This is a genomic window from Cellulomonas sp. SLBN-39 (genome assembly GCF_006715865.1).
GTDB lineage: Bacteria > Actinomycetota > Actinomycetes > Actinomycetales > Cellulomonadaceae > Cellulomonas.
Genome location: NZ_VFOA01000001.1, coordinates 628,304 through 642,758, shown reverse-complemented (window position 1 = coordinate 642,758; position 14,455 = coordinate 628,304). Strand labels below are relative to the sequence as shown.

The window sequence follows — 14,455 nt, the reverse complement described above, 5'->3', positions numbered from 1 at the left end:
TGTGCCGGACCTGTGCGTGCGAACGCGGGCCGGTCAGGGGGCCAGGGCGGACGTCACGCGGACCACGTCGACGGTGCACAGCGGCGGGAGAGACTCGGCGCACTCGTCGACCCACACCTCGACGGCGGCCCCGTCGGGCACGGCCGCGGGGTCCACGGGGTGCCCGTCGGCGTCGACCAGCGCCGTGTCGTCGAGGTGCAGGGACATGCCGTCGTGGCCGTCGTCGGAGGCGTCGGCGAGCAGGGCGTCGTCGGGGTCGGTCGTCCGGTCGACCGTGCCGGTCAGGTCGGGCGCGCCGCCCCGCAAGGCGGGTACCTCCGCGGCCGCGCCGGGGGAGGAGGCGCAGCCGGCCAGGAGGGCGAGTGCGACGAGCGCGATCACGCCCGGGCTGCGCGTCGTGCCGGTCCGTGCCACGGTGCCTCCTCCTGGGCACGTCGTGCCCTCTTCCCCGACTGTGTGCCGGGGAGCCGTCGTCTTGCGTCGGTGGCCGTGGCTACCCTCGGCAGGGTGCACAGGATCTTCGGGACGCCGGTCAGCTCGGTGTACCCGCTGTACGTGACCAAGGCGGAGCGCAAGGGGCGCACGCGGGCCGAGGTCGACGAGGTCCTGCGCTGGCTGACGGGCTTCGACGACGCCGAGCTGGCGGGGCACCTGGCGGCGGGGACGACGTTCGCGGACTTCTTCGCGGCCGCGCGGCTCAACCCGGCGGTCGACCGGATCACCGGGGTGGTCTGCGGGGTGCGGGTCGAGGACGTCGAGGACTCCCTGATGCAGAAGATCCGGTACCTCGACAAGCTCGTCGACGAGCTGGCCAAGGGCCGCCCGATGGTCAAGGTGCTGCGCGGCTGAGGCGGGTCGCCCGCGACCCGCGGGCGGCCGGCCCGTCCGCGGACGGGCCGGCCGCACCGGTCAGTACACGTACGGCCAGGCGCTGGAGTCCCAGCCCAGCAGGTTCAGGCCGAGCCGCGGCGTGCCCGTCGACGTGTAGTAGTGGTACGTCAGGACGTCGGCGTCCGCGTCGGTGACGACCCCCGGGTGCCCGGGGCCGTAGACGCTGCCGTGGCTCGCCAGGATCTCCGTGCCGCCGCCTGCGGTCATCAAGGTGCCCGCGCGGTCGCGGTACGGGCCGGTGATGGACGTCGACCGGCCGACCATCGTGCGGTACGTGCTGTCGGCGCCGCGGCAGCACAGGTCGAACGAGACGAACAGGTAGTAGTAGCCGCCGTGGCGGAAGACCGTGGGCGCCTCGATCGACCCGCCCGCGGTGGGCCGGCTCGCGAGGGAGTGCACGGTCGTCTGGGTGGTGGAGCGCAGCCCCGTCTCGGAGTTGAGCCGGATCATCTTGATGCCGGTCCAGAACGAGCCGAACGACAGCCACCAGGCGCCGGACGCGTCGACCGTCAGGCTCGGGTCGATCGCGTTGTACGTGCTGGACGTCGACGTCTCGATGATCCTGCCGCGGTGCGTCCACGTGCCGGGCATCGCCGTGGGGCTGGTGGCGAGGAAGATCGCCGACCGGTTGGAGCCGAACGACGACGCCGAGTAGTACAGGTAGTACTGGCCGTTGCGGTACGACAGGTCGGGCGCCCACAGCGCCGTGGGGTCCGACGGGTCGGTGTACGGCAGCGTCCAGGACGCGCCGGTCGGGAACACCTTGCCCACGTGCGTGAAGCGCGTGCGGTCGGTCGACGTGCGGACGTCGAGGTTCTGCCCCGTGGAGATCACGACGTACGTGCCGTCGGGCCGCTTGACCATCGTCGGGTCGTGCACCGGGCTGACGCTGCCGGTGACGGCACCGGGGCCGGGGTACGTCGCGGCGACCGCGGGTGCCGTGCCGGCGCCGGTCACAGCCAGGGCGGCGAGCGCGACGGCGACGACCGTGGCGCGCAGCCCGCGAGGGCGTGGCCGGGGTGCGAAGGTGGGGTGGGCCTGCATGGGTGGTCCCTTCAGCCGGGCGCCCGCCGTGGGCGCTGGCTCATGCGTAACGGCACGTCAGAGGCCTTGTCAACGATGTAAATCGCTTCATCACCAGACCCTCATCCGGCCCGCGTGACGCTCAGCCCGACGTGCCGACGACGCGCACGCGCTCGATCCCGCACTGCACCGGGAAGGACTCGGCGCAGGCGTCGGACGTCCACACCTCGACCTGCGCGCCGTCGAGGACGTCCTGCGGCGCCAGCTCCGCGCCGTCCTCGTCGACGAGCTCCGCCTCGTCGAGCAGCAGGTCCATGCCCTCGTAGTAGTCGTCCGACGCGTCCACGAGCGTGCCGACCGCCCCGGCGCGCTCGACCGTGCCGGTCACGTCGGGCCCGCCGAGGTCGACGTCGGCCCCGCACGCCGTCAGCAGGGCCAGGGCGACGGCGCCGACGAGGGCCGTCCGTACGGTGGTGCTCACAGGACCTCCTGGTGCGCGAGGTCCCAGCCTGCCGTGCGGCACCGCGCGGGTGCCACCCGGCGTCAGGGCCGCTGGGGGTAGGTGCCCTGCAGGGCGATGATGAAGCTCACCGTCGTGTACGGGGGCATGTTGGGGTGCGGGGCGCCGTCGCCCGCGGGCGCCACCGCGGCGCCGGACATCGTCGACGCCTGGCCCGTGCCGTAGAGGCGCTCGGTCGCGCGCCCGCGCCGCGAGACCGCCCACCGTGCCCCCGAGGGGTTGCCGGTCGTCCCGGCGGAGGCCGTCGCCTGCGGCGTGTGGGTGTGCGCGGGCATCTGGTCGGCCGTGAGCGTGACGGTCTCGGCGCCAGCCCGGTCGCCGACCGCGAACGACGACAGACCCGCGCCCTGCCCGACGCCCACGGGGCTGGCGCCCCGCAGGTCGGGGAGCGCGAACGTCGAGCTGCCGTTGCCGCCGAAGCTCGTGCCGAGCAGCGAGAACAGGGCGGTGTTCTGCGACAGCGGCACGAGCTGGCCGTCGCAGAAGGCCCAGCCGCCCGGGGTGAACGTCCCCGCGAACATGCGGATCTCCCCGACGAACGGCTCGCCGCCCGCACCACCCTCGTGGGAGGGGAAGACGCCCTGCGTGGCGATCGCGTACGTCATCGTCAGGTACGGCGGCATGTTGTCGTGGGCCTGCCCGCCGCCGACCGCGGCGACGGCGTCCGGTGCGAGAGCGACCTGCGCGGAGGGGCCGTAGTGCGGCTGCGTGGTCGCGGCCCAGAGGGCGCCGCCCGGGGCGGCGGCCGTCGCCGGGGCGGCCGCGCGGGGTGCGTGCGAGTGCGCCGGCAGCTGCCCGCTCGAGAGCTGCACCGACTCCGTGCCGCCCTGCGTGCCCGTCGTGCGGCCCGCACCCGCGTGCAGCGGGACGCGGCCGCGCAGGTCGGGCAGGGCGAAGACCGTCTGCCCGTTGCCCCCGTAGGTGGTCCCGAGCAGCGCGAACAGCGCCTGGTTCTGCTGGATCGACAGGATCTGCCCCTGGCAGGCCAGCCAGCCCTCGGGCACGTACGACAGCGGGAAGAGACGGATCTCGGCGAGCAGCGGTTCCAACGGGACTCCTCAGGCCGGGGCCGGGAAGACCCCGGACAACGAGATCATCATCTGCACCGCGAGCACCGGGGAGCGGTTCTCGTGGGGCTGGGAGCCACCCGCCTGCGCGAGCGCGCCGGGCGCCATCGACGCGTCGCCCGACCCGTCGCCGAACGCGGTCCCGTCGGCCGCGGCCCACGTGCCTCCCGCGGGGTCGCCGCTGGTCGCGGCCGCGACGGACCCGAGCGCCGTGTGCCGGTGGGAGGGCATCTGCTGGACCGTCAGCGTGACCTCCTCCTGCCCGCCGGTCTGGCCCAGCACGTACGTCTGGCCGCTGCTGGTGGACGTGCCGGTGCCGACGGGCGTGCGCCCGCGCAGGTCGGGCAGGGCGAAGGACTCCAGCCCGTCCCCGCCGAACGTGGTGCCGAGGAGCGTGTACAGCGCGTCGTGCTCGCTGATCGCCAGCAGGCGCCCGTCGCACGGCGCCCAGCCCGCCGGGACGAACACGCCGGCGAACATGCGGATCTCGCCGAGGTACGGCGTCATGCGGGACCTCCGTGGCAGGTGCGGGCGCGTCGGGCGGTCACGCGGACCGGTCCACGACGGCCTCGAGCGTGCGTCCCTCGGGGCCGACCGGTCCCAGGTGGACCAGCAGCTCGCCGTCGGCGTGGTGCAGGGTGCGGGTCGCCGACGGCAGGTCGTCGGTGCCGTCGACGGCGAACCGCAGCGTGAACCGGGCGTCGTCGGCGGCGTCGACCGCCGCGAGCTCGAGGCGCCGCCCCGTCCCGTCCTCGACGAACGCCGTCCCGACCAGCGGGGCGAGCGCGGCGACGGTCAGCGGCAGCGACCGGCGCACGAGCACCGGCACCCCGACGGCGGCGGCCAGCGCGACGGCACCCGCAGCACCGGCGCCGGCGGTCAGCACCGTGCGTCGCGAGACCGTGCGGGGTGCGACGACGCTCGTGCGGTGGGGCACCGGGAACCGCCTCTCGTGGCAGGTCGGAAAAGGGCTCGTGAGCGGGGCGAGCCTACGAGGATTCACCCGGGACAAATGTCCTCGCGAGCGGGTGAAACTCCTACTGTGTCGTTCGTGCCACCGGTCCCGCAGTCCGTTCTGCGGCATTCCGCCGCACTTGTCGCCGCATTTGTCGGATTCATGTCGGGAATGGTGGCCGCGCCGCTCGTGGGTCCCGCCCGCGCGGCCGACCCCGTGGTCGTCGACGTCACCGTCACGACCGACGCCCCGCTGGCGGGGTGCGACGACGGCGCCGGGGGCACCTCGCTGCGCGAGGCCCTGTGCCAGGCGGAGGGCCTCGCACCCGGCCCCGTGCTCGTGCGCGTCCCGGCCGGGACGCACCTGCTGACCGCCGGGGCGCTGACCGTCGACCCGCAGGCCCCCCTCGACCTGACCGTGCAGGGTGTCGGGGCGGTCGTCGACGCGGGCGGTGCGTCGCGCGTCCTCGACCTCGACCCGACGCTCACCGGAGGCCTCGACGTCACGGTCGAGGGGCTCACCCTCACCGGCGGCGCCGCGGGGCCCGACGAGCTCGGCGGCGGCGCCGTCATCGCCGGCAGCGGCGACGCCGGCAGCCCCGACTCGCTCACGCTGCGCGACTGCGTGCTGGAGGGCAACGGCACCACCGGCGGGCCCACGGACGCGGGCGGTGCCGTCTCGATGACGGGCGGCGTGCTCCTCGTGGAGCGCTGCACGTTCACCGGCAACACCTCCCACGGCGCGGGGGGCGCGGCGATCGCGTTCACCGGCGTCGACGGCGGCGCGGACACCGTCACCGTCCGCGACTCGGTGGTGCAGGGCAGCACGGCCACCGGCGGGTCGGGGGTCGTCGGCGGGGCGGTCGACGTGTCGTGGGGGACGCCGACCGTCACCGTCGACGGCTCCCGGTTCGTCGGCAACACCGTGACGTCGACGTCCGGCTCCCCGGCGCAGGGTGCCGCGCTGCGCGTGGCTGCCGGCACGGCCACGATCACCGGCACCGCCGTGCTGGACAACGTCGTCACCGGGCCCGCGGGCTCGGCCGCCGCGCTGTGGCTGGCGGCCGGCACGGTCGCCGACTCGCGCGTCGCGGGCAACCTCACCAACGGCGTCCGCGACGGCCTGCACGGCGCCGCGTCCGCGCTGCGCACCTGGTGGGGCTGCACCGAACCGGCCGTGGGCACAGGCTGCGACGCCGCCGGAGGCGCCACGATCCTGCCCGCCGCGACCCTCGTCGCCGCGGCCGACCCGTCGACCGCGGTCGCGGGCGCCGGCGTCGACGTGACGGTCGGCCTCGCGCTGACCGACGGCGCGGCACCGACCGCGGCCCTCCTCGGCACCTTCGTCGACGCACCCGTCGCGTGGGGTGGCGCCGCGACCACCGTGGCCGACGCGACGCTCGACGCGACCGGGTCCGCGGCCGCCACGTTCACGATGCCGGCCTCGGACGTCACGCTGACCGGCGCGGTCGACGGTGCCGCGGCCGGCGCGTCCGTGCAGCTGCAGACGCCGCCGGCGGTCACCGTCGCCCCGCAGAGCGTGACCGTCGACGCCGGGGACGACGCGACCTTCACCGTGACGGTCACCGGCGCGCCCGCGCCGACGCTCGACTGGCAGCGCCGGGCGACGCCGACGTCCCCGTGGGTCAGCACGGGCGAGACGGGGGCGGGCCTCACGCTGGCGGGCGTGAGCCCGGGCGACGACGGGGTGCAGGTCCGGGTCGTCGCGACCAACGCCGTCGGCTCCGCGACGAGCGCGCCGGCGACCCTGACGGTGCACCACGGGCCGTCGTCCGTCACCGACCCCGACGACGTCCGCGGCCTCGCGGGCGACGAGGTCACGTTCACGACCTCCGCGGTGGGGAACCCCGCGCCGACGGTCCGCTGGGAGAGCTCGCCGGACGGTACGACGTGGACGCCGGTGGACGGCGCGACCTCGGCGACCTACACGCGCACGCTGGGCCCGGGCGACGACGGCCTGCGGGTGCGGGCGGTCCACACCGGCGCGACCGGGGAGGTCGCCACCGCGGCCGCCGTCGTCACCCTCGACGAGGTCCCCGCGGTCACCGTGGACCCGCAGGGCGCGACCGTCGACGCCGGGGACGACGCGACCTTCACCGTGACGGTCACCGGCGCGCCCGCGCCGACGCTCGACTGGCAGCGCCGGGCGACGCCGACGTCCCCGTGGGTCAGCACGGGCGAGACGGGCACGAGCCTCGCCCTGGCCGGGGTCGCGCCCGGCGACGACGGGACGCAGGTGCGGGTCGTCGCCACCAACGCCGTGGGTGCCGCGACGAGCGCCCCGGCGACGCTCACGGTGCACCACGGGCCGTCGTCCGTCACCGACCCCGACGACGTCCGCGGGCTGGCCGGCGACGACGTGACCTTCACGACGTCGTCGGCGGGGAACCCCGCGCCGACGGTCCGCTGGGAGACGTCGCCGGACGGCACCGCGTGGACGCCCGTCGCCGGCGCGACCTCGGCGACCTACACGCGCACGCTGGGCCCGGGCGACGACGGCCTGCGGGTGCGGGCGGTCCACACCGGCGCGACCGGGGAGGTCGCCACCGCGGCCGCCGTCGTCACCCTCGACGAGGTCCCCGCGGTCACCGTGGACCCGCAGGGCGCGACCGTCGACGCCGGGGACGACGCGACCTTCACCGTGACCGTCACCGGGACGCCGACGCCCGCGCTGCGCTGGCAGCACGACGCGGACGGCGCCTGGGCCGACGTGGTCGGGGCGACCGGGACGAGCCTGACCGTGACCGGTGCCGACCAGCTGCACGGCGTGCGCTACCGGGCCGTGGCGGCCAACGTGCACGGCACCGCGACCAGCGCGCCGGCGACGCTCACGGTGCTCGTGCCGCCGACGGTGTCGACACCCCGCGACATCCACGCTCCGCCAGGCGCCGCACCGGGGGAGATCGGCACGGCCCCAGGTCGCGACGTCTTGTTGGGCGTCGACGTGACAGGCCGGGGGCGGGACGGTGACGTGCTGGGCGTCACATGGCAGACCTCGGCTGACGGCGTCACGTGGGACGCGGCCGGCTCCGGTCCTAGGCTCACCCTGACCCCGACGGCCGAGGACGACGGGCTCCTCGTGCGGGCCACCGCCACGGCCACGCTCGTCGGCGGGCCGGTCTCCGTCACCTCCGGCACGGCGATCGTGCGGGTCGCCGAGCCGCCGCAGGTCGTGGACCCCGCGCCGCCCGTGGTCGCCGCCCGCGCGGGGTTGCCCGTCACGCTCGCGTGGGAGGTCCTCGCCGCCGACGCGACCGTGGCCTGGTCGGTCTCGCGCGACGACGGCACGACCTGGGGACCCACGCCGCTCGGCTGGACCCTGACCGCCACCCCCGGTGCCGACGTGCTGGGCGTGGCCGCCGCGGCCGTGCCCGTGCGGACGGTGCACGCCGCCACGTTCACCCCGACGGCGGCGGACGACGGGCTCGTCGTGCGCCTGCAGGTGACGACGGCCGGCGGGTTGGTGACCCTGACGTCGGCCGTCGACGTCGCCGCGGCGCCCACGGATCCCGACCCGACCGAGCCCAGCCCGACGGACCCCGACCCGGCCGCGCCGGGTGGGGACGGGACCGGCGGGGGCCTGCCAGGTGGCTCCTCCGCCGGACCCGGCCGGCTGCCGGACACCGGGGCCGACGTGCTCGCCGTCCTCGCGCTGGGGGCGCTACTCACCCTGGGCGGGGCGGCCGCCGTGCGGGTCGCGCGGGCGGGCCGCCGCACGGCCTGACGCCGTCGCGCGGCTCGCGCCGTGCCTGGTGAGGGGCGGCGGGCGCGCGTCGGGCGGGCCTGTCCCGCGGTCGGGCGGTGCGGCGCACCCGCACGAAGCGGGACAATACGGACCAGGTGCGGTGTCCGAGGGGGGTCCGCGGCGTGCGAGGTGCACGACGGCGGTCGGCCGTGATGCCGCGTCCCGACCCCGGAGGAGACCCCATGGTCCGCACGTCCCGTCCCGTCCGTCCGGCGTCCGCGCCGACGATGTCCTTCCCCGCTGCGCGACGGCGCGCGACGCCCGTCGGGGCGGCGCTGGTGGTGCCCCTGGTGCTGCTCGCCGGGTGCACAGGCGGCGGCACCGGTGCGGTCGAGGTGGTCGTACCCACGGCGTCGGCGTCGGCGGCCGGCACGGGCCTGGTCGAGCCGGGCGTGCCGACGGACCTCACGGCGGACGTGCTGCTGCCCGACGGCATCTTCACCGGCGTGGCGGCCGGCGTCGCCCCGCTGGAGGCGACCACCTGGCAGCTGCCCCCGGCGTGCGGGGCGCTGGCGCTGCCGGACTCGCTCACCGCGACGGGTGCGCAGGTCTACGGCGACGGCGACGACGGCACCGAGCAGGGTGTGCAGCAGGTCGTCGTGCTGCCCGACGCGCAGACGGCGGTCGACGTGGTCGCCGAGATCGTCGCCGCGCTCGAGGACTGCGCGGGGAGCGCCGACGCCCCGGCGGAGTCGGCGCTGGAGGACGTGGCCGTGGGGGCGCAGGGTCACGGGTTCGTGACCGCGGCGGAGCCCGGTGACGAGGCCCTCGGCACGTACACCGTGCTCAGCCGGCGGGGCACGGCCGTGACGGTCGTGGCCACGACGGGGCACCGCACGCCCGTGGGCGAGGCGCGGCGGGTCGTGACCAACCTGGCGCAGCAGGCGTGGCTGCGGCTGTGCCGGTACAGCGAGGACGGCTGCTGAGGCGCTCAGCCGGGCAGGCCGTCGAGCCGTCCGGCGTCGCCCGCGAAGGGTCGCAGCGCGGGCGGCGCCGGGAACGGCAGGGTCCAGGTGGTCAGCGGGACGTCCACGGAGCCGAGGTCGTCGGCCTTGACGACGATGCGCGTCGGGTCGACCTCGACGAGCCGGACGCGGGCGACGGTGCCGTCGTCGAGCTCGAGCTCCCACAGGTCGGCCAGCCAGCCCAGGCCGCGGTCCTCGAGCGCCTCCTCGGCGGCGAGCCAGTCCCCGGGCGCGGACGCGTCACGGCCGAGGCGGTCGACGGCGACGACGTCGTCGCCGTGCGGTCGCACCCAGCCCAGCAGCTCGCGGTCGCCGGCGCGGCGGTGCTCGACCCAGTCCTCGGACGTCATCCGTCGATGCTGCCGCACGCCTGCCGCGGTGCCCAGCGGTTTCGGGCGCGGCCCCTCGCCCCGGGGCGGGGGTGCGGTCAGCGGCGCTGGAGGAGCTGGACGGACTCGACGACGTCGATGCGGATGCACGGGGCGGCGCCGGGCTGCCCGACGAACACGACGTTGCCCGACATGAGGCACTGCAGCGTGCCCTCGTAGACCCCGCCGGAGACGGTGCGCACGCGCACGACGCTGCCGTCGAGCTGGTCCAGGTACGCGCGGACGCCGTTGGCCGGGTCGTGGGGGTTCATGGCGGAACGCTAACCCCGCCCGGGCGGGGACCCGGCCCTGGTGCCCCGAAAGGATGAAGGACGGGTCAGGGCGGGGTCACGGACGGGGGCGGTGTGCTCCGGGCGGCGGTCGCGGGCCGACCGGGCGATCCTCGTTTGGTCAACCGGTTGACTTCTAGAGTGTCAACCGGTTGACTCTTCGCGTGGCCGATCGCATCACCGTGACCCTGCACGAGCTCGTCGCCCTGCTCGACGCCTACGCCGACGACGTGCTGCGCGCCGAGCACGCCATCACCTTCGGCGACTACCGCTACCTCGCCACGCTCGCCGAGCTCGACCGGCCCGACATCACCGAGCTCGCCCGCTGCCTCATGCTCACCAAGGCCGCCGTCAGCAAGCACCTGCCGTCGCTGGAGGCGCGCGGGTGGGTCGAACGGTCCGCCGACCCGGCCCACGGACGCCGCGTCGTCGTCGGGCTGACCCCCGCGGGGGTGCGCGTCGTCGACGAGGCCGGCGGGCGCCTCGACGCCGACTTCGCCGCCACGTTCACCGGCGGCCACCCCCCGCTCGACCTCGACGCCCTGCACGCCGGGCTGCGCACCGCCGTCGTCCGCGTCCAGGAGAAGCTCGGCGGCCCGCCGCCGCGCTGAACGGGGGCGCGCCGCGCGCTCCCGCCTCGCCCGTCCTCCTGCTCGGCGACCGCCGCGCAGCGTCCCTCCGCACCCCGAGGAGCTCCGCCATGCCCGGAACCCGTCCCCGCACCCACCCCCGCACCCGTCCCGCGGACGTCGACGGCGAGCCGCTGCGTGTCCTCGTCGTCGTCGGCCACCCGCTGGCCGGCAGCCTCGTGCACGCGCTCGCCGCCGCCTACGTCGAGGGCGCGTCCGACGCGCAGGTCCGGGTCGTCGACCTCGCCGTCGACCCCGTCCCCGCCCACCCGGCGTCGATCGACGAGCTGCGCGCGGCCCGCGACGGCAGCACCGCCCACCTGGGGGCCGACGTCGTCCGGTACGTCGCCGACCTGCGGTGGGCCGACCACGTCGTGCTGCTCTTCCCGCAGTGGTGGGGCACCTACCCGGCGGTGCTCAAGGCGTGGGTCGACCGCACGTTCCTGTCCGGCTCGGCGTTCCGGTACGGGCCCGGGCGTCGGTGGGAGCGGCTGCTGCGCGGGCGCACCGCGCGGATCGTCATGACCATGGACTCCCCGCGCTGGTGGAACCGCCTGCGCTACCGCAACGCCGCCGAGACCTCCCTGCGCCACGCCGTCCTCGCGTACTGCGGCGTCCGCGTCACGGGCGTGACCCGGTTCGCCGAGGTCCGCCACCAGGACGCGGCGACGCGCGAGGCGTGGCTGCGCACGGCCGCCCGGCTCGGCGCGCAGGACGCCCGGCGGCCCCGGGCCCCGCGCGTCGAGCACGACGGGAGCCCCCGGCCGGCCGCGGTCTGAGTGCGGCCGGCCGGGGGTGTCAGGCGCCGAGCGGGCCCCGCACGATCGAGTCGCCCGAGTGGGCGGGGTCCCCGTCGAGGGGTTCGAGCGAGACGTCGACGACCGAGAAGTCGTCGAGGTCGAGGTCGGCCGGCAGCGGCACCCGGGCCGAGGCGCCGCTGAGCGGCCCCAGGCTGACCAGGCCGCTCAGGTCCGGGCGCAGCAGCCACACCTCGCGGTAGCCGTCCTCGTCCGGGGTCGCGTCGTCCAGGTCGACGACGAGGACGCGCGAGCCGTCCGCGGACGTCTCGACGACGGCCGTGCCGGACGCGTCCCAGCCGGGCAGCGCGTCGAGCGTGGCCCGGGCGACGACCTCCTGGGCCGGGTCCGTCGGCCGTGCGGCCCACCAGGCGCCGGTCCCGCCGACGACGAGCCCTGCGGCCGCGGCGCCGGCGACCCACGCCCACGTGCGCCGGCGCCGCAGGGGCACCACGGGTGCCAGGGCGGGGGGTGCGGGGTCGGCGGCGCCGGTCGTCGCGGGCGGGTCGGCCGTGGCCGGTGCGGCAGCCGGGCCGGTGCCCGTCGGTGCGAGCCCGAGCTCGGCGGCGACGCGGTCCCACACCTGCGGCGCGGGGGCCACGAGCGCGGGTGCGTCGCGCTCCTCGCGCGCCAGGTCGACGACCCCGCGCAGGGCGGAGACCTCCTGCGCGCAGCGCGGGCACGAGGCCAGGTGCGCCAGGTCGGCGTCCGACGCGACGTCCTCCCCGAGGGCGACGAGGGCGATCACCTCGTCGTCCACGTGCATGTGCATGTCACTCGACGACACCCTCCACCTCCCATCCGGTCCTCAGTCGCGCCAGGCTCCGCCGGACGTGGCTCTTCACGGTGCCTATCGGCAGGTCCATCCGTCGTGCGATCTGGTCGTGCGTCAGGTCGTCGTAGAACGCGAGCCGCAGGATCGTACGCTGCGGGTCCCCGAGCCGGTCGAGGGCGTCCCGCACGACCACACGGTCCACCACCTTCGTGTCGACCCCGGGGGCGAGCCGCTCCGGCTCGGCCGCCGCGGTCGCCACCCGCAGCCGCCCGTCACGGGCCCGTCGCTCGTGGGCGTCGGCCACCGCGTTGCGCGTGATGCCGAGCAGCCACGCCGGCAGTCGCGAGCGGTGCGGGTCGAACCGGTGCCTGCCCCGCCACGCCTCGACGAACACGTGCTGGGTGACGTCCTCCGCCTCCGCGACCGTGCCCAGCGAGCGCAGCGCGACCGTGTGGACGAGGGTCGCCCAGCGCCGGTACGCCTCCCGGACCGCGTCCTCGTCCCCGGCGGCGAATGCCAGGCCCAGCTCGGTGACTCCCTCGCCGTCGGCGGTGGCGGTACCTGTCGAGGTGCCCGTGGCGCCGGGGCGCGGGGCGTCCGGGGGCGGGCCGGGCACTCCCGGCAGCCCGGCGGGCGGACCTGCCACCGTCACGAACCACTCCTCACCCGTCGCCCGGTCCACCGTGGGCAGGGCCTGCAGCACGGTGTCACCCCTCGACCGGGTCGGCGGTGACGACGACGTTGTCGGCATAGTGTCCGACGTCCTCGCGGAACTCGCCTCCGCAGGTCACGAGGACGAGGCGGCGCGAACCCTCGCGGTCGAACCACTCGCCGACGGGTGCGGTGTCCTTCGGCACCGCGACGACGTCGCTGACCCGGTACGTGTGCACCGTACCGTCCTGCGCGTCGACCTCCACCAGGGCTCCCGGCTGCACGTCCCGCAGCCGGGAGAACGGGCCGACGCCCGTGGTCCACGAGTCGACGTGCGCGGCGATCAGCGTGGAGCCGGCGGGGGAGGCCGGGGCGGGGCCGAAGCGGTACCAGGCGGCGCGGTCCGCGCCCTCGGGCAGCTCCATGTCGCCCTCCGGCCGGACGCCCACGGGGTCGACCGGCATGTCGATGTCGAGGTCGGGCACCCGGACCCGGACGGGGGCCGGGGGTGCGGCCACCTGCAGCGCCGCCAGGGACGCGTCCTGCACGGGGACGTCCGGGACGGCGGCCGGGGCCGCGTCGTCGGTCCGGCCCGGCGCGGGGGACGCCGTGGCGGTGGCCGTGGGTGCGGCGGCCGGTGCGTCGGGCGCGGGCCCCGTGCAGCCGGTCAGGACGAGCACCCCGCCGGCGACGAGGGCGGTGAGCGCGGCGCGCACCCGCCCGCCCCGGGGGGAGAGGGCCGCGGCCCGGGAGCGGGCGGATCGTGCCGCCGTCCGCCCCCGGGCCACGTGGTGGTGCGCCGCGCGGTGCGGCGTCAGCGCTCCGCCTTCACGGTCGCCCGGCGGGCGACGCCGAGGCCGAGCGCGGCCATGGCGGCCAGGCCGCCGGCGAGCAGCGCCCACGTGCCGGTCGAGGTGCCCTGCGCGGCCGCGGCGCCGGTCTGGCCGGCCTGGACGCCGGACGGCGAGGAGTGCAGGCCGTCGATGGTCTGCGTGGCCAGGGCCAGCGTGGCCGGGTCCGAGCTCGCCGAGCCCCACGCGTAGACGATGGTGCTGGTGCCCTCGGTGACGGGGACGTCGGCCGGGCCGAGCAGCGCCGGCTCGGTGGTGCCGGCGGCCACGACGCTCGCGGAGACGGTGCCGGCCGGCAGGTCGAGGACCTGCTCGTCGGGGTTCTCCAGGCCGGAGATCACGGCCGTGCCGCCCGCGAGCACGTCGACGGCCGGGGCCGCGGCGATGTGGCGGACCGTGAGGCGGCCCTCGCCGGCGGCGGTGGCCGACGTGTCGTTGGTGAACAGCGTGGCGGTGGGCTCGCCGTCCGCGTCCAGGTGCGCGGCGGCGGTGTAGCTCGTCCCCGCCTCGAGCGGGAGGTCCACGGGGCCGATGGCCGGCTCGGAGTCGTCCTCGGCGTCCGCGGCGGTGATCGCGACGGTGTAGGTGCCCGCGGGCAGCTCGAGCGGGCCGGCCAGGTCGCCGGGCTCGAAGTCGTCGAGGGTGCGCTCGCCGTTCACCCACACGTCGACCGTCAGGTCCGGCACCCCGTGCAGGACGGAGAGGCTGGCGGCGTCGTCCGTGGCGGCCGAGGCGGGCACCGCGGCGAGCGTGACGGCCGCGAGTGCGAGCGATCCGGCGGCGGTGCCGGCGATGAGTCGTGCGCGCATGTCGTCCTCCTGGTTGTGGCCCGCCGGTGCGGGCGCTGACGTGCTTGCACCCCTACTTCCGGTCGAGGGGCGCGCGCGGATGCACCTGCGGCGAGGTTT

Annotated in this window: 17 protein-coding genes; 5 read left to right on the top strand and 12 right to left on the bottom strand. The window is 76.6% G+C overall.

Annotated features, from left to right (window positions below):
- Positions 1-33 precede the first annotated feature (33 nt).
- Positions 34-414 (bottom strand): hypothetical protein, encoded by a 381-nt coding sequence (locus FBY24_RS02795; RefSeq protein ID WP_142157874.1) that lies wholly within the window; start codon positions 412-414, stop codon positions 34-36.
- Positions 415-507: 93 nt separating this feature from the next.
- Here FBY24_RS02795 and FBY24_RS02790 point away from each other — a divergent pair, with 93 nt between their 5' ends.
- Positions 508-849 (top strand): DUF2200 domain-containing protein, encoded by a 342-nt coding sequence (locus FBY24_RS02790; protein ID WP_142157872.1) that lies wholly within the window; start codon positions 508-510, stop codon positions 847-849.
- A 60-nt stretch (positions 850-909) separates the two neighbouring features.
- On the opposite strand, the gene FBY24_RS02785 is transcribed toward FBY24_RS02790, so the two are convergent.
- The 5 genes from FBY24_RS02785 to FBY24_RS02765 all read right to left on the bottom strand — a co-directional run bounded on the left by FBY24_RS02785 (position 910) and on the right by FBY24_RS02765 (position 4,438).
- Entirely contained in the window at positions 910-1,935 is a 1,026-nt protein-coding gene (locus FBY24_RS02785) for an arabinan endo-1,5-alpha-L-arabinosidase (protein ID WP_142157870.1), read from the bottom strand.
- A gap of 121 nt (positions 1,936-2,056) precedes the next feature.
- Positions 2,057-2,395, bottom strand: a complete 339-nt coding sequence (locus FBY24_RS02780; protein WP_142157868.1) for a hypothetical protein — start codon at positions 2,393-2,395, stop codon at positions 2,057-2,059.
- 62 nt (positions 2,396-2,457) lie between these two features.
- Positions 2,458-3,483, bottom strand: a complete 1,026-nt coding sequence (locus FBY24_RS19335; protein ID WP_255432184.1) for a phage tail protein — start codon at positions 3,481-3,483, stop codon at positions 2,458-2,460.
- A 9-nt stretch (positions 3,484-3,492) separates the two neighbouring features.
- The gene (locus tag FBY24_RS02770) at positions 3,493-4,008 is read right to left on the bottom strand and encodes a phage tail protein (RefSeq protein WP_142157866.1); all 516 of its coding nucleotides are present in this window, start codon (positions 4,006-4,008) and stop codon (positions 3,493-3,495) included.
- Between the two features lie 37 nt (positions 4,009-4,045).
- Positions 4,046-4,438, bottom strand: coding sequence for a hypothetical protein (locus FBY24_RS02765; RefSeq protein ID WP_142157864.1), 393 nt, complete (start codon positions 4,436-4,438; stop codon positions 4,046-4,048).
- A 180-nt stretch (positions 4,439-4,618) separates the two neighbouring features.
- Here FBY24_RS02765 and FBY24_RS02760 point away from each other — a divergent pair, with 180 nt between their 5' ends.
- Positions 4,619-8,200, top strand: coding sequence for an immunoglobulin domain-containing protein (locus tag FBY24_RS02760; protein ID WP_142157862.1), 3,582 nt, complete (start codon positions 4,619-4,621; stop codon positions 8,198-8,200).
- A 203-nt stretch (positions 8,201-8,403) separates the two neighbouring features.
- Complete coding sequence (locus tag FBY24_RS02755) at positions 8,404-9,147, top strand: sensor domain-containing protein (RefSeq protein ID WP_160158408.1); 744 nt, start codon at positions 8,404-8,406, stop codon at positions 9,145-9,147.
- 5 nt (positions 9,148-9,152) lie between these two features.
- Here the strand turns inward: FBY24_RS02755 and FBY24_RS02750 are convergent, their stop codons facing one another.
- Both FBY24_RS02750 and FBY24_RS02745 read right to left on the bottom strand, forming a co-directional pair.
- Positions 9,153-9,536 (bottom strand): hypothetical protein, encoded by a 384-nt coding sequence (locus tag FBY24_RS02750; RefSeq protein WP_142157859.1) that lies wholly within the window; start codon positions 9,534-9,536, stop codon positions 9,153-9,155.
- 77 nt (positions 9,537-9,613) lie between these two features.
- Positions 9,614-9,826: a hypothetical protein gene (locus tag FBY24_RS02745; RefSeq protein ID WP_140459727.1), complete on the bottom strand. Its 213-nt coding sequence runs from the start codon at positions 9,824-9,826 to the stop codon at positions 9,614-9,616.
- A 182-nt stretch (positions 9,827-10,008) separates the two neighbouring features.
- Here FBY24_RS02745 and FBY24_RS02740 point away from each other — a divergent pair, with 182 nt between their 5' ends.
- On the top strand, positions 10,009-10,455 hold the full coding sequence (locus FBY24_RS02740; protein WP_160158407.1) for a MarR family winged helix-turn-helix transcriptional regulator: 447 nt from the start codon (positions 10,009-10,011) through the stop codon (positions 10,453-10,455).
- A gap of 89 nt (positions 10,456-10,544) precedes the next feature.
- Positions 10,545-11,252: an NAD(P)H-dependent oxidoreductase gene (locus FBY24_RS02735; RefSeq protein ID WP_142157855.1), complete on the top strand. Its 708-nt coding sequence runs from the start codon at positions 10,545-10,547 to the stop codon at positions 11,250-11,252.
- Between the two features lie 19 nt (positions 11,253-11,271).
- Here FBY24_RS02735 and FBY24_RS02730 read toward each other — a convergent pair whose 3' ends face one another.
- From FBY24_RS02730 to FBY24_RS02715, 4 genes are all read right to left on the bottom strand, one after another.
- Positions 11,272-12,042: an anti-sigma factor gene (locus tag FBY24_RS02730; RefSeq protein ID WP_142157853.1), complete on the bottom strand. Its 771-nt coding sequence runs from the start codon at positions 12,040-12,042 to the stop codon at positions 11,272-11,274.
- 1 nt (position 12,043) lies between these two features.
- Complete coding sequence (locus FBY24_RS02725) at positions 12,044-12,748, bottom strand: RNA polymerase sigma factor (RefSeq protein ID WP_370510964.1); 705 nt, start codon at positions 12,746-12,748, stop codon at positions 12,044-12,046.
- A 4-nt stretch (positions 12,749-12,752) separates the two neighbouring features.
- The gene (locus FBY24_RS02720; RefSeq protein WP_255432182.1) at positions 12,753-13,412 is read right to left on the bottom strand and encodes a class F sortase; all 660 of its coding nucleotides are present in this window, start codon (positions 13,410-13,412) and stop codon (positions 12,753-12,755) included.
- Between the two features lie 98 nt (positions 13,413-13,510).
- Positions 13,511-14,356 carry a DUF4397 domain-containing protein gene (locus FBY24_RS02715; protein ID WP_142157846.1) on the bottom strand — a complete coding sequence of 282 codons (846 nt, stop codon included), beginning with the start codon at positions 14,354-14,356 and terminating at the stop codon, positions 13,511-13,513.
- Positions 14,357-14,455: the final 99 nt, after the last annotated feature.

Coding starts and splice junctions, on each gene's coding strand:
- FBY24_RS02785 (WP_142157870.1), bottom strand. CDS start 1,935: ATGCAGGCCCACCCCACCTTCGCACCCCGGCCACGCCCTCGCGGGCTG.
- FBY24_RS02770 (WP_142157866.1), bottom strand. CDS start 4,008: ATGACGCCGTACCTCGGCGAGATCCGCATGTTCGCCGGCGTGTTCGTC.
- FBY24_RS02760 (WP_142157862.1), top strand. CDS start 4,619: ATGTCGGGAATGGTGGCCGCGCCGCTCGTGGGTCCCGCCCGCGCGGCC.
- FBY24_RS02755 (WP_160158408.1), top strand. CDS start 8,404: ATGGTCCGCACGTCCCGTCCCGTCCGTCCGGCGTCCGCGCCGACGATG.
- FBY24_RS02750 (WP_142157859.1), bottom strand. CDS start 9,536: ATGACGTCCGAGGACTGGGTCGAGCACCGCCGCGCCGGCGACCGCGAG.
- FBY24_RS02745 (WP_140459727.1), bottom strand. CDS start 9,826: ATGAACCCCCACGACCCGGCCAACGGCGTCCGCGCGTACCTGGACCAG.
- FBY24_RS02735 (WP_142157855.1), top strand. CDS start 10,545: ATGCCCGGAACCCGTCCCCGCACCCACCCCCGCACCCGTCCCGCGGAC.
- FBY24_RS02730 (WP_142157853.1), bottom strand. CDS start 12,042: ATGCACATGCACGTGGACGACGAGGTGATCGCCCTCGTCGCCCTCGGG.
- FBY24_RS02715 (WP_142157846.1), bottom strand. CDS start 14,356: ATGCGCGCACGACTCATCGCCGGCACCGCCGCCGGATCGCTCGCACTC.